Genomic DNA, 19,934 nt, shown 5'->3' with positions numbered 1-19,934 from the left:
GACCGCACCTTGCGCGGGGCTTGCGGCATGATGCTGGCATGGCGGATTGCAAAGGCCGAATTGCGCGGCGGCTTGCGTGGGTTTTGGGTGTTCCTCGCCTGCCTCGCTTTGGGAGTGGCCGCGATTGCCGGGGTCGGCATGGTGCGGGCAGGCATTGAAGCGGGGCTGACCGATCAGGGCGCCGTGCTGCTGGGCGGCGATGCGCAGGTCGAATTCACCTACCGCTTTGCGACGGCGCAAGAGCGTGCTTTCCTAGACCAGATCGCGCTGAAAACCTCCGAGATTGTCGATTTCCGTTCCATGGTGGTCGCGGGCGATGCGCATGTGCTGACGCAGGTGAAGGCGGTTGATGACAACTACCCTCTGCTTGGCTCGGTGCAGTTGGAGCAAGGCGATCTGACTACCGCCCTGCAAGGCACGGGTGCCGTGATGGATGGCATCCTTGCCGACCAGATCGGCCTGCAACTCGGCGATGCGTTCAAGCTTGGCGCGCAAACTTTCACCCTGCAAGGCCGCATCCTGCGCGAGCCCGACAGCGCCACCGGCGGCTTTGCCCTCGCCCCCCGCACCATCGTAAAAACCAAAGCCCTCGCCAGTTCCGGCCTCTTGGAACCCGGCACATTGTTCGATTCCTCTTATCGGCTGCAACTGCCCGCCAATGCCGACCTCGCCGCATTGCAGGCCCAAGCCGAAGCCAAGTTCCGCGATTCCGGCCTGCGTTGGAGCGACCGTCGCAAAGCCGCTCCAGGCGTGGCGCGCTTTGTCGATCGCATCGGCGCATTCCTGATCCTTGTCGGCCTTGCAGGTCTTGCCGTGGGTGGCGTTGGTGTCGCCGCCGCTGTGCGATCCTATCTGGAGGCCAAAATCGCCACCATCGCCACCCTGCGCACTTTGGGCGCAACGGGCGGGCTGATCTTCCAGACCTATCTGCTGCAAATCGCCGCCCTCGCGGGCCTTGGCGTCGCCCTTGGCCTCATCCTTGGTGTCGCCGTCCCCCTCGCCCTCGCAGGCCCGATCCAAGCCGCCCTGCCTTTCCCCGCCCAAATCGCCCTCTACCCCCGCCCGATCATCGAGGCCGCTTTCTACGGCACCACCTCGGCCTTCCTGTTCGCCCTCTGGCCCTTGGCCAGATCCGAGAAAATCCGCGCCGCAGCCCTCTATCGCGGCGGTCTGTCTGGCGGCTGGCCCCGCGCCCGCTACGCCATCGCGATGCTCGCCCTCGCGGCGCTGCTGATCGGCGGAGCCGTCGCGCTATCCGGCACCGCCATGCTCGCGCTTGGCACAGCGGGCGGCGTTGTCGCCGCGTTGATCGTCCTTGCCCTCGCTGCATGGGCGCTCACCCACCTTGCCCGCCGCCTGTCGCGCCTGACCTTGCTGCGCGGCAAAGTCGCCACCCGCACAGCCCTCGCCGCCATCGGCGCGCCGCGCGCTGAAACGGCCCAAGTCGTGCTTGCCCTTGGCCTCGGCCTGACCGTGCTTGCCGCTGTCGGCCAGATCGACGCCAACTTGCGCGCCGCGATCTCGCGCGATCTGCCCACCCGCGCGCCTGCGTTCTTCTTCGTCGACATCCAGCCCGATCAGATCGACGGCTTCCGCAGCAAGCTCACCGCCAACCCTGCCGTCAGCAAAGTGGACTCTGCCCCGATGCTGCGCGGCATCATCACCCAGATCAACGGTCAAGACGCGCGCAAAGTCGCGGGCGAGCATTGGGTCTTGGCGGGCGACCGCGGCATCACCTATGCCGCCAGCCAACCCGCCAACACCAAACTGACCGAAGGCGCGTGGTGGCCCGACAACTACCAAGGCCCGCCGCAAATCTCTTTCGCCGCCGAAGAGGCCGCCGAACTCGGCCTGAAACGCGGCGACAACCTTACCATCAATATCCTTGGCCGCGACATCACCGCCGAAATCACCAGCCTGCGCGAGGTTGATTTCTCCAACGCCGGTATCGGCTTTGTGCTGACCCTGAACCCCGCCGCCGTCGCAGGCGCGCCGCATACCGACATCGCCACCGTCTACGCCGATGCGGGTGCCGAGGCCGCCATCCTGCGCGACGTTGCCACCGCTTACCCCAACGTCACCGCAATCTCTGTCAAAGCCGCGATTGGCCGCGTCACCGAAGCCCTCACCGCCATCGCCAAAGCCACCACCATCGCCGCCATGGCCACCTTGCTGACAGGCTTTGTCGTGCTGATGGGGGCCGCTGCCTCGGGCGAGCGTGCCCGCATCTACGAATCCGCTGTGTTGAAAACCCTCGGTGCCTCGCGCGCCCGCATCCTGCTCAGCTTTGCTCTGCGCGCCGCGCTCATGGGCGCTGCTGCAGGCACCGTCGCCATCATCGCGGGGGGGCTTGCGGGCTGGGCGGTGATGCGCTTTGTGATGGACAGCCCCTATGCGTTCGAGCCCGCCTCGGCCTTCACCATCGTGTTGGGTGGCATCGCCGCAACCCTGCTCGCCAGCCTGATCTTCGTGCTGCGCCCCTTGGCCGCGCGCCCGGCGCAAGTCTTGCGTGCACAAGAATAGCCATGGAATATACGTTCCAGTCACGCCCGCATATTTTACGCTGAATTCTGCCGAGTTTCGCCAATTCCTGACGTATTCTCGGCAAAATGCGATTGAACTTGGCGCGAAATGGAATATCAATTCCGCAACCGCACGCAGCCCACAGGTTGCCGCTTCAGGAGGAAAACATGACAGTCAAATTCGGGCTTTTGGGCGCTGGCCGCATCGGCAAAGTTCATGCAAAAGCCGTCACGGGTGACGCAGGCGCGCAACTTGTCGCGGTGGCCGATGCCTTCCCGGCAGCCGCCCAAGCCATCGCCGATCAATACGGCTGCGAAGTCCGCTCGATTGAGGCGATCTTGGCCGCAAAAGACATCGACGCGGTGGTGATCTGCACCCCCACCGACACCCATGCCGACCTGATCGAGCAATTTGTCAAAGCTGGCAAAGCCGTGTTCTGCGAAAAGCCCATCGACCTCAGCCTCGCCCGCGTCAAAGCCTGCCTTGAAGTCGTGCGCGCCAACAAAGGCACGTTGATGGTCGGCTTCAACCGCCGCTTTGATCCGCATTTCAAAGCCGTCCGGGCCGAGATTGACAAAGGCACCATCGGCACCCCCGAAATGGTGGTGATCACCTCGCGCGATCCAGGTGCGCCGCCGGTTGATTACATCAAACGCTCGGGCGGTATCTTCCGCGATATGACGATCCATGATTTCGACATGGCCCGCTTCCTGCTGGGTGAAGAAATCACCGAGGTGGTCGCCACCGCCGCCGTGCTGGTCGATCCGGCCATTGGCAAAGCTGGCGATTTCGACTCGGTGCAGGTGATGCTGAAAACCAAATCCGGCCGTCAGGCGATGATCTCAAACTCGCGCCGCGCCACCTATGGCTATGATCAGCGCATCGAAGTCCACGGCTCGCTTGGCGCAGTTTCCGCCGAAAACCAGCGCCCGGTGTCGATCGAGGTTGCCACCGCCGCAGGCTACACCCGCCCGCCGCTGCATGATTTCTTCATGACCCGCTATACCGAAGCCTACGCCGCCGAAATCGCGACCTTTATCGCGGCGCTCTCCGGCAAAGGCAAAGCCGAGCCGTCGGGCGAAGATGGCCTGATCGCCTTGGCCTTGGCTGATGCTGCCGTCAAATCCGTGGCCGAGGGCCGCGTCGTGAAAATGTCCGAAATTCTGTAATCCCGGGCAAAGATTTCAAAGCGCGGCAGGGGCAACTCTGTCGCGCTTTGCATTTCACATTGGCCCAAATATCCCCGCCAGAGGCATCCGACAGCGCGGCAAAACCCGCCGCACGGTGTATGGCCGGTATATGGCCCCTATATGGCCGCTTTCTGGGTCGTTAACCTTTCGTCAATCTGCCCCGTCAGAGTGGCGATTCACGGCGCAAGCCCGGTGCGCAATTCCAGCTCGATCATCCCCGGCGCGGGGCCGCTGCTGTCATCGTCCAGCGCCGTCGCACTTCGGGTGGTCTGTCCGAAACCAGCCTCGGCCAGCGCTGCCGACAGATTCGATCCACCCAAGTCGCGTGTGGTTTCCAGCGCGTCTTGCGCAAGGAAACTCAGGTTTTCCACCGGCGATTGCGGCAGCGCGGGCGTCATCACCACGATCATCCGCTCATCCCCCAACACGTCGCGCCCGATCTTGAACAGCCCCTTCTTCAGCGTATCCCCCGGCTGCAAACGCCCCGAAAACCAATGGCTGATTGCATAGTCAGCCGCGATATAAAGCACATTTATATCAACGGGTTGATCCATATTGTTGCGCGCCAGAATATGCACCTGATCATCCGGCACCAATCGCGGCACCTCTGCTTTGCGCGCCAGTTGCAACGAGTTCTTATCCTTCCCGGTCAGCAACTCCACATCGACATTCAAATCCCCAACCCCCACCGCAGCCCCCAACTTTTGCAAATTGATCGCCCGCGCCATCGTGGTCAGCGTATCTGCCAAAACTTCGCCCAAAACCTGCGGCGTCTTGTCGTCCGTGGTCACCGAAGGCGTCGCTGCAAAATCCGCAATCAAGCCGGTCGCGGGCACAACCCAAACCGCATTGGGCCGGGGGCTATCCGCGATCACCACCAGCCGCAGATCAGCCTCTTCGCCCGCAGCCACGTAATTCAACCGCGGCCCCGAGGCATCCTTCAACGCCGGAAGCGCCGCCAAAACCGCGCTAACTGCCTCAGAATCCTCAACTTTCGGCAGCGCCACTGTCAGCGTAAAATCCACATCACTGCCAATTTTCCGCAACAAAAATCCCTTCGGCAGCTCTGCAGGCAGGGGTTTTTCGCCCTGAACCGCCACGCCTGTCGCCGAAAACGTCTCCACCGAAGTCAGCGTCACAAAGCCTAACGCATCGCTATCCGCATCGGTCGCCTTCGCCATCACAGCCAAAGTCGCCCCCTCATTCAGCCCATACAAAGACCCTGCCGGAACCGAAAATTCCGTCCCCGTGAGAACCCCCGTCCACTGCGCAACCCGATCCCCAGCCGCCCCCGAAAACGCCACCCGATCCAGATCGCCCTCGAACATCGGAGTCGTCGTCGCCAGCCGTTTGGTGGCATAAGACCGCAGCACTTCCTGCCCAAGCTGCCCATAGCTAACCCCCGGATTTTGCGCGAGAACCTCGAACAAAGTATAGGTGAATACCCCCTGCGGCACCCGGCCCGGCTTGCCTTTTGGCAGGTTCTTCTCGGGGGTCACTTCGTTGGTTTGGGCGGCAAAAAACGCCACAAAACTGCCCATGCCGGGCTTTGACACCTCGTCAAACGGCGCTTCAACCGCTGGCAAAGCGCGGTTGGAACCCTCGGACAACGCGGGCGGAATCCCCAAAGCATCGGTCGGCAATTGCCGCAAACGCACGTCATCTTCCTCGACCCCGCGCGTCACAGTGCCCGAATGGCAACTGTCAAACACCGCCCAGACATCCGCCCCCTTGGCGCGCAAGCCATCAATCATTGTGCCGATTTCATCGTCAATCAGCGCATTCTGCACATGCCCCACGGCGTCGTCCCAAGGCCCGATATCCGACGGCAAAAACGTCTCATCCAAGCCATCCAACTCGGTTTCCGGCACCAGCGCCGGCGATTGCGAGCCATGCCCCGAGAAATGCAGATAGACAAAATCCCCCGGCTGCACCTGCGCTGTCAAATCCGCCACCGCGCCGCGGATCGCAGCCAAAGTCGGCGGCCTCGCCCCTGCGATCCCATCGGCCAGCACGATCACATCGTCCGGCGCAAACTTCACTGGGCTGGCGGTCGTCAGATATGCCTGCACCAGCCGCACATCATTGGCAGGCCCCTTCAGCCAGTATTTCGGATCAAGGTTCTTATACTCGGCAGCCCCGATCAGCAGCGCGTAATTGTCGCGCGCAACGGCGGGAAATGCCACCAAAGCCAGCCCCAGACCCATCATACCCGCGCGGATTTTTCCCAGCAATGTCATGGCGCTAATTCGTCATCAACGCATAGCCGCTCTCCAGCGGCCCAAGGTTTTCCACCTGCATCACATAGCCCGCGTCACGCGCCGCTGTCCAACCGCAATAGGCAATCGGGCCGGGGTCTGTATCGGCGCAGACCAACTGCCCCTTTGCATCAAACACTGCCAAATTCAGGTCGGTTTCGGCCTTTGCCTCCAGATAAACCTCGGCATAATCGCCCGCCGCAAAGCCCACGTCGGGAAAACGATTCACCCCGCCACTGGCAAGCGTCCCAATGCTATACATCGGCCCCGAGGCCACACCCTTGCTGCTTTCCGCCCGTACATCCGCGATCAGCCCCAGCAAAACATCATCGCCCGCAGCCATCGCTTCGGCCTGCGCCAGCATCGCCTCCCACCCCAGTGGAGCCTCGCCTTCGCCGCGAAACACCAGCGATTTTCGCAACTTGGCCGCAGCGATCAACAGCACCGGATCGCCCGCAGCCACCCCCGCTGCGTAAAGCTGACCCGAGATTTCGGCGGCCTTCACACCCGACAACGTCCCAGCCGCAACGGGGGCGGCAAGCAGCATAAGCAAAAATGATAGGCGCAGCATGGCAAAGCCCCGGGGTTAAGTCAGTCGCAAGGATGCGGCGCGCGACCCCTCCTGTAAAGCCAGCAAACCGCCATGACGGCATTTGTCACGCAGGCCCAAAACGGAAGCCGAAACCTGCGCCTCAGCCAACCCGCACTTCGGTCATCATCCCCGTCGCCATGTGGTAAAGATGGTGGCAATGCAGGTACCAACTGCCGGGCTTGTCCAGATCAACCGCCACCGTCACCATGCCGCCGGGTGGCACCGCCACCACGTCGCGCCGTGGCCCGCTGAACCTTCCCGCACCAGTGTCGACCACCTGAAAATGATGGCCGTGCAGATGCATTGGATGCATCATCATCCCGGTGTTCATGAACATCAACTCAAGCCGCGTGCCCAGTTTTGCGACAATCGGCGCGTCCTCGCCGTGGACTTTGCCGTTGATGGTAAAACGATAGCCCGGCTCTTCGCCCAACATCAGATGCGCCATTTGGCCCGCCCGCTCTGGCAAGGCGTGAACGGCCCGCAGGCTTGCATCAAAATCGCTGCCCAGATGTGCGGCCGCGCTGTCGGCCTGATCTGCAAGCCGCTCGATAGTCGCGCCCGAAGTCGCGAGCACAATTCCGGTGCGCATCCGGGCGGCCTCAACCTGCGCAAAGATCGGAAACGCACCGCCCTCGGGCGGGATCGTCACGATCAGATCCAAGCGCTGCCCCTGCGCCAGCGGATAAGCTTTGGCGGTCATCGGCACACAAGCACTGCCATCCACGGCAATCGCAACCGAGTGCAACTGCCCCGGATCAATCCAGAACGCCGTCGCCGTGCCGCCATTGATAATGCGCAAGCGCAGACGCACGCCGGGATTGACCGCCACCACCTCTGGGTCCGCCAGCGTGCGGTCGTTGGCAAGATAGGCATCATAGGCCACGTCATTGGCATGCACCATGCCGCCCCCGCCCATCGACATTCCGGCCATATCGCCTGACATGTCCATGCCGTCCATGTGGCTCATTCCGCTTGATGCCCCATCTGCATGCATATCCATGCCGCCCAGATCTGCCAGAATCTCGGTCGGAGGTTTAAAGCTGAAGTCATGCAGCATGATCACATGCTCTTGAATATCCTCGGCATCTTTCTCGCGGCAGATCATCGGGGCCGCCATCAGCTGCTGCTCGGACAGCTGATGCGCATGCATCCAATGCGTGCCGGGGGTCAGCGCAAAATCCATCCAATCAACAGCACCCGCCGCCAAAGCGCCGCCACCGGTATAGGCCCGGTCCTGCCCCTCGGCGGCCATCACCTGCCCATGCCAATGGGTGATCACGTCGATGTCGGTGTCGTTCTGCAGACCCAGTTGAAACCGCGCGCCTTCTTTGCCGTAAAATCCCAACTGCCCATCATAGCCGTTAAAGCCATAAACCGTTGCAGCTCGGCCCATCACCTCGATCTGGCGGGTCGCGATGCTCATCTCGGCCACCTCCGCCCGCGCAGGCACCACAAACCCCGCCAAAGGCAGGGCTGCAGCTCCGGCCAGAAAACGGCGGCGGTTGGGGCGGATCAACATGGGCCAAAACTCCTTCATGCACAGCAAAGTGTAACCGCTCCGTCCGCGCTTGCCCCACCTAAAAGCGCCAGAGCCAGATCACATTCTCGCGGGCGCCTCTGTGCGCACATTTCCCGGCGCTAAGCCCGCAGGACGACGGGGCTTGCCCCCCAACCCAAGGTGACAGGCTTTGTCACGGGCATGACAGCGCCCGCCGCGCTAACATGCCCCAAGATGCAACCCGAGGATATAAATGCCGGTTTTCCGATCCGCCCTGCGCGCAAGCCTGCTAAGCCTTTTGCTGCTGACCCCGGCCGCTGCACCCTCACGCGCCGACACCCCGATGCTTGAAACCGCGATGGAGCGCGTGTTCACCGTCCATTCCGCCGATGCCGAAGACCGCTTCCTTGGTTCGGCCTTTTTGTGGGGCGATGGGGCGGTGGCGGTCAGCAACGCTCATGTGGTGGGCCAAGCGTCCGAGGTGCGGCTGACCGATGCCGAGGGCCATCAGCAAATCGGCCATGTCATCGCGGCGGATGCCTCGCGCGATGTGGCCGTGATTGCAGTGACAGCGGCGCGGCCCGGTCTAAGCCCTGCCAGCGCATCCCCGCAGCTTGGCGCGCAGGTCTGGGCCTTGGGTGCGCCGCTGGGCATCTCATTCACCGCCACCGCGGGCCATATCTCCGCGCTTGGCCGCCAGATCGAACCCGCCACGCCGATCCGCATGATCCAACACGACGCGGCGCTTAATCCCGGTTCCTCGGGGGGGCCATTGGTGGATGCTGCGGGCGCGCTGGTGGGCATGAACGCCCAGATTGCCGATGGCAGCCGGGTGTTTGTTGGCATCGCCTATGCCATCCCAGCCACCGATCTGAGCCGCATCGTGCAGGGTCTGATCGACGAAACCCTGCCGCCCTTGCCGAAACTCGGCCTTACCGCCCGCCCGGTCGATCGGCAACTGGCCGAGGCTTTGAACATCGCCACCACTGGCCTGCTGGTGGACAGCATCGCCCGCGCCGGTCTGGCCGATCATGCAGGCATCCAACCGGGGGATGTGCTGCTTGCGGTCAACGGCCAAGCCCTGCAGGACCCCGGCGATCTGGCCTTCGCGGTCGAGGCTGCACTGGCAAGCAACCGCTTTGATCTGACCATCCTGCGCGCAAAATCCGTGCTGGTGTTGATTGGCGCGCTGTCCCCACCCGACGCAGGCCTGACCCTGCGCGACATCGCTTCCCCCACCCGGCGCACCGAATACAGCCTGACCGATCTGGGCCTGACGCTTGACGCCGCCACGATCACCAAAGTCGCCCCGAACTCTCCGGCACTTTTGGCAGGCGTGGCTGAGGCCGAGACGATCCTGCAAATCGACGGCCAACCTGCCGCCACACAAATGGCGCGCGCCTTCAGCCATCCGGTGCTGCTTTTGCTGCACAGTCAGACCGGCACGCGCCATGTTCTGATCGACCCTTGGGCCAGCCACCGCACGCTTCATGCCATCGGTGGCGCGAATGTGCTTGACCCGGACGTGGTGGTGTTCTGACATCATGCAAAGCGAAGGAACCCAGATGCCCACCGCCCCCGACCGCATCCTGATCATCGAGGATGATCCCGAAATCGCCGAAGCCGTCGCGTCCGAAGTGCGCGGCCTTGGCTGCAGTGCCACCATTGCGACGACCTTGCCCGAAGGCATCGCTCTTGCGGCACAAGATTTCCGCGTCATCGTGCTGGACCGCATGCTTCCGGGCGGCGACGGCGTCGAAGCCATCGCAAAAATGCGGGCCCTTGGGGCAGGCGCGATGATCCTTGTGCTGTCAGCCCTTGGCCGCGCCGCCAATCGGGTTGAGGGGCTCGAGAAAGGTGCCGACGACTACCTGCCAAAACCGTTCGAGCCGGAAGAGCTGCGCGCCCGCCTGCGCGCACTTCTGCGCCGCGCCACCATGCAGGGGCAAGACAATGATCTGCTGGTGTTCGGCCCGCTGGAAATCCGCATGAAGGCCCGCACTGTGCATATCAACCGCGCGCATGTCGCTGTTTCGCCAAAGGAATTTGAGCTGATCAGCTATTTCGCCCAAAATGCTGGTCAGATCGTCACCCGCATGCAGCTGTTGGAAAACGTCTGGCATCTGCATTTCGACCCCGGCACCAATGTCGTCGATGTTCATGTCGGCCGCCTGCGCCGCAAGCTGGAAGAGGCCGGATCACACGCCATCCAGACCGCGCGGGGCGAAGGGTATGTCTTTGCGCCGCTTGCTGCAGTTTAGGGTCGCGCATGAAGGCCCGCTTTACCCTGAAACTTGCGGCTTTCATGGCTATGGCGGTCAGCCTGCTGTCGCTGCTGGCGATGGGCCTGCAATATCGGCTTGTCGAAACCCGACTGACCGAGGCCACAACAGCCGCCCTGAACGCCGATCTTGCAGGCTATGCTGCACTTTACCAACAACGCCGCATCATCGCTTTGCGTCAGGCCATCAACGATCGCGCCAGCACTGGGGCAGAGCTTTTGCTGCTGCAAGACCGCAACCACACCCGCCTTGCGGGCAGCGAAACCGCTTGGCCGCCCGCGATCACCCCGCAGGGCAGTGATTTCTCGACCAATGCCGTGCAGCGCTTTCACCATCAGGGCAGCGATTGGCTTGGCGTCGCCCGTATCCTGCCGGGGGGCTTTCCGCTTCTGGTCGCGCGATCGCTTACCCCGGTCGAGGCGACATTGGCCAGCCTGCGCAAAGGCATGGCGGCGCTGGGCGGGGTATTGTTGGCGGCAGGTGCAGTGGTCGGCAGCTTGGCCGCAAAATCGGTGATGACCCGGATTGCCCGCATCAACAACCTTGCCGATCAGGTCGCAAACGGCGATCTGACCGCACGCATCCCCGGGCCGAGCAGCCCCGATGAATTTGGCCTGCTGGAAACTCATGTCCATGCCATGCTGGACCGGATCGAAAACCTCAACCGTGCCACGCATCGCCTGTCGGACACCATCGCGCATGAATTGCGCACCCCGCTTAACCGCATGGTGCAAAAGCTGGCGCAGATCGAAGGCCAGCCCGAACTCACCGCCCAGCTGAAAGCCGAGATGCGCAACGCCATCCGGGTGTTCGACTCGCTGCTGGACATCAGCCGGGCCGAGGCTGATCAGGGCGGCGGCGGCTTGCTGCCCGTCGATCTGTCGGCAGTTGTCGCCGAAGTCTGGGATCTGTACGAGCCGCTTGCAGAAGACAAGGGCCTGATCTGCACCCTGAACTGCGCGCCTGATCTGCAGATTCTCGGCGACCGCAATCTGATCGCGCAAATGCTGTCGAACCTGATCGACAACGCGATCAAATATTGCGCTCAGGGTGACAGCCTCAGCTTGACGCTGCAAACCAGCGGCCCACAGCATTGCCTGATCTTGGCCGACAGCGGCCCCGGCCTGCCTGCCGATCTGCGTGATGCGGCGTTCGAGCGTTTCACCCGCGCCCCCCGCGATCAAGAGCGCGGCATAAAAGGCCACGGACTTGGGCTGGCTTTGGTCCGCGCCATCGCGGCACGGCATGGCGCGAAACTGTCGCTGCCCGAAGTTGACGCGGGTTTGACGGTCGAGATTTTGTGGCCGAAGCTATAACGCCAATGGTCCGCATGTGATCGGCGTGTTCGAGGCCCCCGGTCAATGTGAGGTTAAAGGTTACGGCTTTATGAAAGAAGGCCTGTAACCCATTGAAATGTAATAAACCGAACCTCTGTCCACGCGTGGACACTTCAAATCTCAGGGGTTTTCGTTGATCACCTGATCCAGCCAGGGCACGAATTGCGCGATCTTTGTATAGGCTGAAAACAGCGCCTTTTCTTCGCAGCCCTCTCCAGATTTCGCCGTCAAACCCCAGCTGACAATCCCGGCCTGAATATAGGTTCCATCCTCCAATGGCACCACCAAAGGCCCGCCGCTGTCACCCGAACAGGCGGTCTTGCCGCCCTCGAACGTGCCCGAACACAGCATATTGGGGCTCATCGGCGCCGGCGCGCGGCCCACCAGCTCATCCCAGATCTGATAGGCGTCCTCGTCGCGCAAACTCAACACCCCCACCGCATAGCCAAAGCCTTCAGCCGCCGCATCGGTCCGCGCGGCCATCAGGGATTGATTGCAAACCGCACGGTCCAGCATCTGAATCTCGGTCTCATGCAGCGCCTCGGGATGAACGCCGCCCTCAACCAGACCCCAGCCCGTCACCACCGTCACCACCCCCGGCTGATCCAGCTGGTCCCCGAAGGCAGCATCCGGCACCTGAATGATCTGATGCGGCAACCGCGGCGCGCGGGTCAGTTTCAGCAGCGCGATATCATTATCAAACCCGGTGCCGACATAGTCGGGATGCCGGAACACCGCTTTCACCGCGATCACCTCACCCTTGCCCGCCGCGATGATATTGCTGCCCAGCATCACCGAGACTTCCTGCGGGTTCAGATCGCCCCAATTCCCCTGCGCGTCCTGCATGTGCACGCAATGCGCCGCAGTCAGCACCCATTCTTCCATCACCAAACTGCCGCCGCAAAACTGCGCGTCCGGCCCAATCGGCGCGCCACCAATCAGCAGCGCCACCTGCCAAGGCCACGCCCCGGTCGCAGAGATTTTACCGCCCACCACCTTGCCTCCAGATGCGGCTTTGCGTGCGAAAGCCGCCTTCTCGCCGCTTTTTGCCCAAGCAAAGGCGGATGGTGGTGTTTGGGCGAAATTGGGTGTCACTTCGGCTGTTGCCGGGGCTGCCATGGCGAGCAAAGCAAGTGTGGTCATGATCGGCTTCATCATTCATCTCCCTGTTGCGCGGGGCGGATCCGCACGGCTTGGCGGATCATCAAAAGCGGCGCGGGTTTGCTGGAAAAGCTGCGGTTGGTTGCGGGGTCGACAAGCAAGGTCAGATCAACCCGCGCGGCACCGGGTTCGACGGGCACGGCAAGGATCAGGATATCTTCGTCGGCGGGCGGCGCGTTTGCATCAATCTGAAACCCGGCCCGGCCACTTTCCCCGGCTGCGAGGCGGTTCGACAGACCTTGTTTTGGCCAAATCGGCGCAATGCTGAAATCGGTGTTGAAATACAAGATCGAGACATCCAGATCACGGCCCGAGACATTCTGAAAGCCAAGCCAAAGTTGATCGCAGGGGGCGACGCCTTTGGCGGGATCAAATGCAAGTGCACGGCTATGATGGACGCAATCGGTGGTCGCTTTACGCTGCCAGTCCAATTGCAGCGCAGGGTGTGCTGTCAGGTTGCGGCCCGCGAGCGACGCAAACATGCGGCGCAGGTGCAGGCTGTGGGTCGCCGCTGCCAAAACGCGCTCGACGGCCAGCGTCGGGTTCTCGCCCTGTTGCGCTTGGATGCGCGGGGTGGAGCCGGGGCCGGCCGGATCAAGTGCGCCGTCCGGGCCAGCAAGAGCAATCTGGCCTTGGGTGAAGATGGGCGACAGATCGGCGGCCCCGCCTTTCATCACGTAGGGGGCCAGCGCGGCGCGCCATTTGGAATAATCGCTGTTGTCGTCGGGATCAGCCAACTGCGGCATCGCAAGCTGGAGCGGGGGCGGCGGCGCTGCTTGGTCAAGCTTTGCCCAGGCAGCATTGGCGGGCAGGGCGAGAAGGCGGGCGCTGCGGGCTGCAACGTCGGTCAGGGTCACTTGCAAAAGCGCGGCTCCGCCCTCGGCAGACGCGTAGACCGAGAGTTGGTCGCCGGGGTTCAGACCCTGCAGCAGCCCCGCTTGCAGGTTGCCGTTCTGGATAGGCCAGTGTTGCGGTGCGGCAGTGCCGAAAAGGTTCTGATCCAGCATAGGTCCCTCGCCGGCTGGCATCTGCGCGGTTGATCCTTGCTGCATGGCGGCGGCGGTTGCGGCAAGCACTTGTGCCCATGGTGCTGTCGGGCTGTCGCGCAGTGTTGCGGCAAGTTGGCGGGTGAAGGCACCCTGCCAAACCTGAGTTTCGCCAACGGGGTATTCAAAAGAGCGTTGGTCGGATTGCGAGGAATAGAGGAAAACGAAGTCGCCCCGAAGCGGTGGGGCATTTGGTGCTGAAGCCGCGCTGGCGATAGTGTCGGGTATGTTCAGATCCTGCGGGCCAAGGCCGCGCGCCACTCCGCCTTGGCCGGGTAGGTTGCGAAAGGCAGTGTCAGAATGGCAGGCGTCGATTAAGCCAACCAGCTTGATGCCTCGGGTCAGCAACGGCTGCGCCCAAGCCTGCAGCTCATCATCCAGCAAAGCGTTGTCGACCATGCCGACATTGCCTTTCCAGCCGGCGGCATCGGCGGGCAGCAGCAGTTCGTCATAGCCACCGCCCTCATCGCCCGTCAGATCGGGGGCCTGCGCGCCGTGGCCCGAGAAGTAGAATACCAAAGTGTCACCCGTTTGGGCGCGGCTGGCCATCGCGTTCAATGCCAAAATTATTGCGGATTTCGTGGGGCTGGCGATGCTAACACCAGCGGGCAGATCAGTGGGGTCAGAGGTAAGTGCAGTGATTTCTGTGGCCGGGATCCCGCGCGTGATCAAAGCCTCTGCCATCAGGCGCACGTCATTGGCGGGGCCTTTCAGATCGGCGTCCAGCGTCAGATAATCGCTGACCCCAACCAGAACCGCGCGCAACTCGGCATGGGCCGGATGTGGGAGGTCGGCCAGCAGGATTGTATAAATGGCTGCGCGAAATAGCTGTAACATAAGGCCAGAATACGCGCCTTGCAGCATCCGGCAAGCGATCTTGCGCAAGCGACAGCAGATGTCATTTTGGATGCTGGCCGGATACGGGGCTTTGTAGATGACGCAGGCCGTGCTTTGCTGCGCCAAACCGGGGAGGGTTTACATGCGGGTGTTGATCACAGGCGCGGCTGGGATGATTGGCCGAAAATTGACGCGGGCCTTGCTGGGGCGTGGGGCGTTGCAGGGCAGGCCGATCAGCCAATTGATTTTGCATGATATAGTGGCGGCAGAGGCGACTGCACCGCATCTGGCACTGGTTGGGGATTTGGCGGCAAGCGGCACCGCTGCAGGATTGATGCGGCATCATCCCGAGGTGATTTTTCATCTGGCGGGTGTGGTCTCGGGTGAGGCAGAAGCAAATTTCGATCTGGGCTACCGGGTGAATGTTGACGGGACGCGGGCGTTGTTTGACGCGATCAGGGCGGCAGGGCACTCGCCTCGGGTCGTCTATGCCTCGACCACAGCGGTGTTTGGCGGGCCGTTCCCGGAAGAGATTCCGGATGATTTCGCGCCGACGCCCCATTCGTCCTACGGTGCGCAGAAGCTGATCGGCGAGGCGTTGCTTGCGGATTATTCCCGGCGCGGGTTCATGGATGGCATCGGGCTGCGGTTGCCGACGATCTGCGTGCGACCGGGTAAAGCCAACAAAGCAGCGTCGAGCTTTTTCTCGGCTATCATCCGCGAGCCATTAAATCGGCTGCCCGCCGATCTGCCGGTGCCGCGCGATTGGCTGCACACGATGGCCAGTCCGCGCGCTGCAGTGGGCTTCTTTCTGCATGCGGCAGAATTGGATTTGGGCTTGGTGGGGCTACGGCGCAATCTGACATTGCCGGGGGCCGCGGTGACGGTGGCCGAACAGATTGCAGCCCTGACGCGGGCGGCAGGGGCGGATGTGGCGCGGTTGATCCGCGATGTGCCGGACCCAGCGGTATGGGCCATCGTGCAAAGCTGGCCGAGGCGGTTTGCAGCGACGCGGGCCAAAGCTTTGGGGTTTCGGGCTGAGGCTAGTTTTGATGAGATTTTGCAGGTCTATCTTGAGGATGATCTGCACAGAGTTTGAGGGCGCGCGAGTTGCCAAGCCGCGGATTCACCCCGGATCCCGAGGAAATTCATGCACATAGGATGGCAATTTCAGGCAAATTGTTTTGACTTTGGCGTGAAAAAGCCCGCTGCGCTGATTGCGGGCGGGCTTTTTGAAGCATGATTTAGTCTTGGACGCGACCGTAGTAGGAAAGATCTTCGGTGTTGATCACGATCCGCGCGCCGGGGCCGATATGCGGCGGCACCATCACCCGCACACCATTGGTGCAGATCGCAGGTTTGTAGGAAGACGAAGCGGTCTGGCCTTTGACCACGGGCTCGGTCTCGGCAATTTCGACATTGACGCGCTGCGGCAGTTCCAAAGCGATGGCTACGCCGTCGTAGGTTTTGAGGTAAACTTTCAGCCCATCGGTCAAGAAGGCTTTGTCATCACCAACCACATCGGGATGCACAGCGAATTGCTCGTAGGTGGTAGGCTCCATGAAGTGGAAACCTTCGCCGTCTTCATAAAGGAAGTCGTATTCGCGATCATCGACATTTGCCTTCTCCACCATTTCTGTGGTGCGCCAGCGTTCGGCGACTTTCACGCCATCGGAAATCCGACGCATGTCGACCGAGGTGGTGGGCGTGCCTTTGCCGGGGTGGAAATTTTCGGCTTTCAGCACGGCGTAAAGTTTGCCGTCCATCTCGACGACATTGCCTTTGCGCAAAGAGGAGGCGATGACTTTCACAGGGGTGGTTCCTTGTTCTTGAATGGCCCGAAGGGTAAGGGGGCCGCATATCGGGGTGGCTGTAGCCCATTTGATCGGAAATCTCCAGATGAAAGCCAAAAATATGGATCAGCCTTGGTGGAGCCCTGCGCGGCATGCGGACAGGCGGGGGATTTTGCTCGCCCGCAACCGGATTCAAGCAGCGATGCGGGCATGGCTGGCCGAGCGGGATTTCATCGAGGTGGACCCTGCGGCTTTGGCCCACTCGCCGGGGAATGAGGCGCATCTGCATGGCTTTATGACGCAAGCCATCGGCAATGATGGCGTGGCGCGGCCTATGTATCTGCATACCTCTCCCGAATTTGCGATGAAAAAGCTGCTGGCGGCGGGTGAGACGCGCATCGCGGCTTTTGCGCATGTCTATCGCAACCGCGAGCGCGGGGCTTTGCACAGCCCCGAATTCACCATGCTGGAATGGTATCGGGTGGGTGAGGGCTATGAAGAGCTGATGGCCGATGTCATGGCCTTTTGCAGGCTTGCGGCCGAGATTGGCAGCGGAGTGTTGCGGTTTCGGGGTAAGCTCTGTGATCCCTTTGTTGACCCCGAGCGGTTGTCGGTGGCCGAGGCGTTCTCGCGCTATGCCGGAGTGGATTTGCTGGCCTCTATCGGGCCAGATGGTGCGCCTGACGCGTCCGTCTTGGCGGCGGAATTGGCGCGTGTGGGGTTGCGGGTGGCTTCGGATGACACCTGGTCGGATATGTTGTCACGGGTGTTGGGTGAGTTGGTCGAACCGCATTTGGGCATGGGGCGGATCACCATTCTGGACGAATACCCCAGCGCCGAAGCGGCTTTGGCCCGTAAGCATCCAAGGGATGCAAGGGTGGCAGAGCGGTTTGAGGTCTATGCCTGCGGGGTCGAGCTTGCGAATGGTTTTGGCGAGTTGACCAACCCGGACGAGCAGCGCCGCCGCTTTGCGCTAGAGATGGACGAAAAAGCGCGGGTTTACGGAGAGCGTTATCCACTGGACGAAGATTTTCTGGCTGCATTGGCGATCATGCCCGCCGCTAGCGGCATCGCGATGGGCTTTGACCGCGTGGTGATGCTGTCGACAGGGGCGGCGCGGATTGATGATGTGATCTGGGCACCCGTGCCGGAATAGCCGGGGCATGTTACAGACCAAGCCTGACTTTCGGCAATTTGCCGCTTTTCAAGATGGTTTGGGTCGGAAATGCCGCTTCCCCCCAGTGGCACAGTTGGGCTACGACTTGGCGCATGAAATGGTCGATCCCAAACACACTTACTGTCTTGCGTCTGTTGGCAGCCCCCGGCGTGCCGCTGATGTTCCTGTATTTCCAACGGCCTTGGGCGGATTGGTTCGCGTTGACGCTGTTTGTAAGCGCCGCGGTCACCGATTGGTTTGACGGCTATCTTGCGCGGCTCTGGAAGCAGGAAAGCAAGTTCGGCACCATGATGGACCCGATCGCCGACAAGGCCATGGTGGTCATCGCGATCCTTGTGCTGACAGGATATTCGGGCATGAATCCGTGGTTGATCCTGCCTGCTACGGTGATCTTGTTTCGTGAGGTTTTTGTGTCGGGCCTGCGTGAATTTCTGGGTGCCAAGGCTGGCCTGCTGAAGGTCACCAAGTTGGCAAAGTGGAAAACCACGGCGCAGATGGTGGCAATCGCGGTGCTGTTTCTGGGCACCGGGTTGGAATACCTCAACGGTGTGGCGATGCATGGAATGACGCCCGAGCAGTATACGGACGCCGTAATGCAGGGCTTGGCCGACCCGATCCGGGCTTGCGGCAAGCGAGATTGCGCCAGCGTGGCGGGCGATGCCGGGCTGGTGCTGATGTGGATTGCCGCTTTGTTGACGGCGATGACGGGCTTGGATTACTTCCGCAAAGCGCTGCCGTTTCTGCGGGAAGATAAATGATCGACGTGCTGTATTTCGCTTGGGTGCGCGAGCGGATTGGCCTTCCGCGTGAACGGCTAGAGACGACGGCAGCGACAGTTATGGATCTTATCATCGAGCTGCGCGCACGCGCCGAGCATTATGCGTGGGCGTTTGAAGACATCACGTCACTGCGCGTGGCGCTGGATCAAGAGCTTTCCAGCTTTGATGCGCCTTTGGCTGGTGTGCGCGAAATCGCCTTCTTTCCGCCAATGACGGGTGGCTGAGATGCAGGTGTCGGTTCAGGCCGAGCCGTTTGATCTGGGCGCTTTGTCCAATGATTTTGCCGCGCGCGCCTCAGGCGCAGGTGCCATTGTGACCTTTTGCGGGCTAGTGCGCGACAATGGCGGCAGTTTGGCCGCGATGGAGATTGAGCATTATCCGGGCATGACCGAAAAAGCCATTGCGGCGATGGTTGATCAGGCGATCACGCGCTGGGCTTTGGTCGATGCTTTGGTCGTCCATCGGTACGGTCGGCTGGCGGGTGCTGAGGCCATTATGATGGTTGCCACCGCCGCACGTCACCGCGCTGATGCCTTTGCGGCTGCCGAGTTTCTGATGGATTATCTGAAATCGCGCGCGCCATTCTGGAAAAAAGAGCTGTCGGCGGATGCCGCCGAATGGGTCGCCGCGACACAGGCAGACGAGGCCGCGCTAAAGCGTTGGTGATGTTTGCGGCACGAATCGCTGTGGCGTTTTGTCAGATGGCATGACAGCCTTTGGCGCAATTCAGAGGGAGACAAAAATGCAAAAAGTAGCACTGATCACAGCAGGCGGCTCTGGCATGGGGGCGGCGGCCGCGCGGCGTTTGGCGGCGGATGGCTTCGCGGTGGCGATCTTGTCTTCGTCGGGCAAAGGCGAAGCGCTGGCGGCAGAATTGGGTGGAGTCGGCGTTACGGGCTCGAACCAGAACAATGATGATGTGAAACGTGTGGTCGATGCCGCGATGGCGAAGTTTGGCCGCATTGACGTTCTGGTGAACTCGGCCGGTCACGGGCCGCGCGCGGCTTTGCTGGATATCACTGACGAGGGCTGGCATCAGGGCTTTGAGATATATTTCCTGTCGGCCATTCGCCCGATCCGCTTGGTGACGCCTATTTTTGAAGCGCAAGGCACGGGTGGTTCAGTGATCAATATCACCACTTTTGCGACATTCGAGCCCGATCCTGCTTTCCCGACCAGCGGCGTGGCGCGGGCAGGTCTGGCTGCATTTACAAAGCTTTACGCCGATAAATATGCGCCTCAAGCCATTCGTATCAACAACGTGCTGCCGGGGTTTATCAACAGCCTGCCCGAGAAAGAAGAATTCCGCGCGCGGATTCCGATGGGGCGTTATGGCGATGTGTCAGAGATCGCGGGCACGGTCAGCTTTTTGGCCTCGGATGCGGCGGGCTATATCACTGGGCAGAATTTGCGGGTGGATGGCGGGATTACCCGCTCGGTCTAAGCGCGGTAACCACA

At 61.7% G+C, this 19,934-nt stretch carries 17 protein-coding genes; 11 read left to right on the top strand and 6 right to left on the bottom strand.

Features of this window, described 5'->3' with window-relative positions:
• Positions 1-27: 27 nt before the first annotated feature.
• Both QQJ98_RS12470 and iolG read left to right on the top strand, forming a co-directional pair.
• Positions 28-2,523 carry an ABC transporter permease gene (locus QQJ98_RS12470; RefSeq protein WP_284325677.1) on the top strand — a complete coding sequence of 832 codons (2,496 nt, stop codon included), beginning with the start codon at positions 28-30 and terminating at the stop codon, positions 2,521-2,523.
• Between the two features lie 167 nt (positions 2,524-2,690).
• The gene (iolG, locus tag QQJ98_RS12465) at positions 2,691-3,692 is read left to right on the top strand and encodes an inositol 2-dehydrogenase (protein WP_284325676.1); all 1,002 of its coding nucleotides are present in this window, start codon (positions 2,691-2,693) and stop codon (positions 3,690-3,692) included.
• Between the two features lie 197 nt (positions 3,693-3,889).
• On the opposite strand, the gene QQJ98_RS12460 is transcribed toward iolG, so the two are convergent.
• From QQJ98_RS12460 to QQJ98_RS12450, 3 genes are all read right to left on the bottom strand, one after another.
• Positions 3,890-5,953 (bottom strand): caspase family protein, encoded by a 2,064-nt coding sequence (locus QQJ98_RS12460; protein ID WP_284325675.1) that lies wholly within the window; start codon positions 5,951-5,953, stop codon positions 3,890-3,892.
• A 4-nt stretch (positions 5,954-5,957) separates the two neighbouring features.
• A complete protein-coding gene (locus QQJ98_RS12455; protein WP_284325674.1) occupies positions 5,958-6,542 on the bottom strand; it encodes a hypothetical protein in 585 nt (194 codons plus the stop codon).
• A gap of 121 nt (positions 6,543-6,663) precedes the next feature.
• Positions 6,664-8,085, bottom strand: coding sequence for a multicopper oxidase family protein (locus tag QQJ98_RS12450; RefSeq protein WP_284325673.1), 1,422 nt, complete (start codon positions 8,083-8,085; stop codon positions 6,664-6,666).
• A gap of 232 nt (positions 8,086-8,317) precedes the next feature.
• Between QQJ98_RS12450 and QQJ98_RS12445 the strand changes: the two genes are divergently transcribed.
• From QQJ98_RS12445 to QQJ98_RS12435, 3 genes are read left to right on the top strand one after another with little or no spacing between them, the layout of a single operon-like run.
• Positions 8,318-9,604, top strand: a complete 1,287-nt coding sequence (locus tag QQJ98_RS12445; protein WP_284325672.1) for a S1C family serine protease — start codon at positions 8,318-8,320, stop codon at positions 9,602-9,604.
• A gap of 25 nt (positions 9,605-9,629) precedes the next feature.
• Positions 9,630-10,325, top strand: coding sequence for a response regulator transcription factor (locus QQJ98_RS12440; RefSeq protein WP_284325671.1), 696 nt, complete (start codon positions 9,630-9,632; stop codon positions 10,323-10,325).
• Positions 10,326-10,333: 8 nt separating this feature from the next.
• Positions 10,334-11,662: a sensor histidine kinase gene (locus QQJ98_RS12435; RefSeq protein ID WP_284325670.1), complete on the top strand. Its 1,329-nt coding sequence runs from the start codon at positions 10,334-10,336 to the stop codon at positions 11,660-11,662.
• Positions 11,663-11,803: 141 nt separating this feature from the next.
• Here the strand turns inward: QQJ98_RS12435 and QQJ98_RS12430 are convergent, their stop codons facing one another.
• Together QQJ98_RS12430 and QQJ98_RS12425 are read right to left on the bottom strand one after the other, a co-directional pair.
• Positions 11,804-12,826 carry a S1 family serine peptidase gene (locus QQJ98_RS12430; RefSeq protein WP_284325669.1) on the bottom strand — a complete coding sequence of 341 codons (1,023 nt, stop codon included), beginning with the start codon at positions 12,824-12,826 and terminating at the stop codon, positions 11,804-11,806.
• An 11-nt stretch (positions 12,827-12,837) separates the two neighbouring features.
• Complete coding sequence (locus tag QQJ98_RS12425; protein ID WP_284325668.1) at positions 12,838-14,727, bottom strand: caspase family protein; 1,890 nt, start codon at positions 14,725-14,727, stop codon at positions 12,838-12,840.
• Between the two features lie 97 nt (positions 14,728-14,824).
• Between QQJ98_RS12425 and denD the strand changes: the two genes are divergently transcribed.
• Positions 14,825-15,826, top strand: a complete 1,002-nt coding sequence (denD, locus tag QQJ98_RS12420) for a D-erythronate dehydrogenase (RefSeq protein ID WP_284325667.1) — start codon at positions 14,825-14,827, stop codon at positions 15,824-15,826.
• Positions 15,827-15,971: 145 nt separating this feature from the next.
• Here the strand turns inward: denD and efp are convergent, their stop codons facing one another.
• Positions 15,972-16,538, bottom strand: a complete 567-nt coding sequence (efp, locus tag QQJ98_RS12415) for an elongation factor P (protein ID WP_284325666.1) — start codon at positions 16,536-16,538, stop codon at positions 15,972-15,974.
• A gap of 88 nt (positions 16,539-16,626) precedes the next feature.
• Here efp and epmA point away from each other — a divergent pair, with 88 nt between their 5' ends.
• The 5 genes from epmA (at position 16,627) to QQJ98_RS12390 (ending at position 19,920) form a co-directional block, all read left to right on the top strand.
• Positions 16,627-17,676, top strand: a complete 1,050-nt coding sequence (epmA, locus tag QQJ98_RS12410) for an EF-P lysine aminoacylase EpmA (RefSeq protein ID WP_284325665.1) — start codon at positions 16,627-16,629, stop codon at positions 17,674-17,676.
• Positions 17,677-17,789: 113 nt separating this feature from the next.
• Complete coding sequence (pgsA, locus tag QQJ98_RS12405; RefSeq protein WP_284325664.1) at positions 17,790-18,455, top strand: CDP-diacylglycerol--glycerol-3-phosphate 3-phosphatidyltransferase; 666 nt, start codon at positions 17,790-17,792, stop codon at positions 18,453-18,455.
• Positions 18,452-18,700: a molybdopterin converting factor subunit 1 gene (gene moaD / locus QQJ98_RS12400; protein ID WP_284325663.1), complete on the top strand. Its 249-nt coding sequence runs from the start codon at positions 18,452-18,454 to the stop codon at positions 18,698-18,700. The genes pgsA and moaD overlap by 4 nt, the downstream gene beginning before the upstream one ends.
• Before the next feature lies 1 nt (position 18,701).
• The gene (locus QQJ98_RS12395; protein WP_284325662.1) at positions 18,702-19,142 is read left to right on the top strand and encodes a molybdenum cofactor biosynthesis protein MoaE; all 441 of its coding nucleotides are present in this window, start codon (positions 18,702-18,704) and stop codon (positions 19,140-19,142) included.
• A 76-nt stretch (positions 19,143-19,218) separates the two neighbouring features.
• Complete coding sequence (locus QQJ98_RS12390) at positions 19,219-19,920, top strand: SDR family oxidoreductase (RefSeq protein WP_284325661.1); 702 nt, start codon at positions 19,219-19,221, stop codon at positions 19,918-19,920.
• Positions 19,921-19,934 lie beyond the last annotated feature (14 nt).

Origin of the sequence: Cypionkella aquatica, assembly GCF_030161095.1 — a bacterium.
Lineage (GTDB): Bacteria > Pseudomonadota > Alphaproteobacteria > Rhodobacterales > Rhodobacteraceae > Cypionkella > Cypionkella aquatica.
This window is presented reverse-complemented; position numbering and strand designations above follow the sequence as displayed.

Bases quoted from the DNA above. Each gene is read 5' to 3' on its own strand.
- QQJ98_RS12470 (WP_284325677.1), top strand. From the start codon at position 28: ATGATGCTGGCATGGCGGATTGCAAAGGCCGAATTGCGCGGCGGCTTG.
- iolG (WP_284325676.1), top strand. From the start codon at position 2,691: ATGACAGTCAAATTCGGGCTTTTGGGCGCTGGCCGCATCGGCAAAGTT.
- QQJ98_RS12460 (WP_284325675.1), bottom strand. From the start codon at position 5,953: ATGACATTGCTGGGAAAAATCCGCGCGGGTATGATGGGTCTGGGGCTG.
- QQJ98_RS12455 (WP_284325674.1), bottom strand. From the start codon at position 6,542: ATGCTGCGCCTATCATTTTTGCTTATGCTGCTTGCCGCCCCCGTTGCG.
- QQJ98_RS12450 (WP_284325673.1), bottom strand. From the start codon at position 8,085: ATGTTGATCCGCCCCAACCGCCGCCGTTTTCTGGCCGGAGCTGCAGCC.
- QQJ98_RS12445 (WP_284325672.1), top strand. From the start codon at position 8,318: ATGCCGGTTTTCCGATCCGCCCTGCGCGCAAGCCTGCTAAGCCTTTTG.
- QQJ98_RS12440 (WP_284325671.1), top strand. From the start codon at position 9,630: ATGCCCACCGCCCCCGACCGCATCCTGATCATCGAGGATGATCCCGAA.
- QQJ98_RS12435 (WP_284325670.1), top strand. From the start codon at position 10,334: ATGAAGGCCCGCTTTACCCTGAAACTTGCGGCTTTCATGGCTATGGCG.
- QQJ98_RS12430 (WP_284325669.1), bottom strand. From the start codon at position 12,826: ATGACCACACTTGCTTTGCTCGCCATGGCAGCCCCGGCAACAGCCGAA.
- QQJ98_RS12425 (WP_284325668.1), bottom strand. From the start codon at position 14,727: ATGTTACAGCTATTTCGCGCAGCCATTTATACAATCCTGCTGGCCGAC.
- denD (WP_284325667.1), top strand. From the start codon at position 14,825: ATGACGCAGGCCGTGCTTTGCTGCGCCAAACCGGGGAGGGTTTACATG.
- epmA (WP_284325665.1), top strand. From the start codon at position 16,627: ATGAAAGCCAAAAATATGGATCAGCCTTGGTGGAGCCCTGCGCGGCAT.
- pgsA (WP_284325664.1), top strand. From the start codon at position 17,790: ATGAAATGGTCGATCCCAAACACACTTACTGTCTTGCGTCTGTTGGCA.
- moaD (WP_284325663.1), top strand. From the start codon at position 18,452: ATGATCGACGTGCTGTATTTCGCTTGGGTGCGCGAGCGGATTGGCCTT.
- QQJ98_RS12395 (WP_284325662.1), top strand. From the start codon at position 18,702: ATGCAGGTGTCGGTTCAGGCCGAGCCGTTTGATCTGGGCGCTTTGTCC.
- QQJ98_RS12390 (WP_284325661.1), top strand. From the start codon at position 19,219: ATGCAAAAAGTAGCACTGATCACAGCAGGCGGCTCTGGCATGGGGGCG.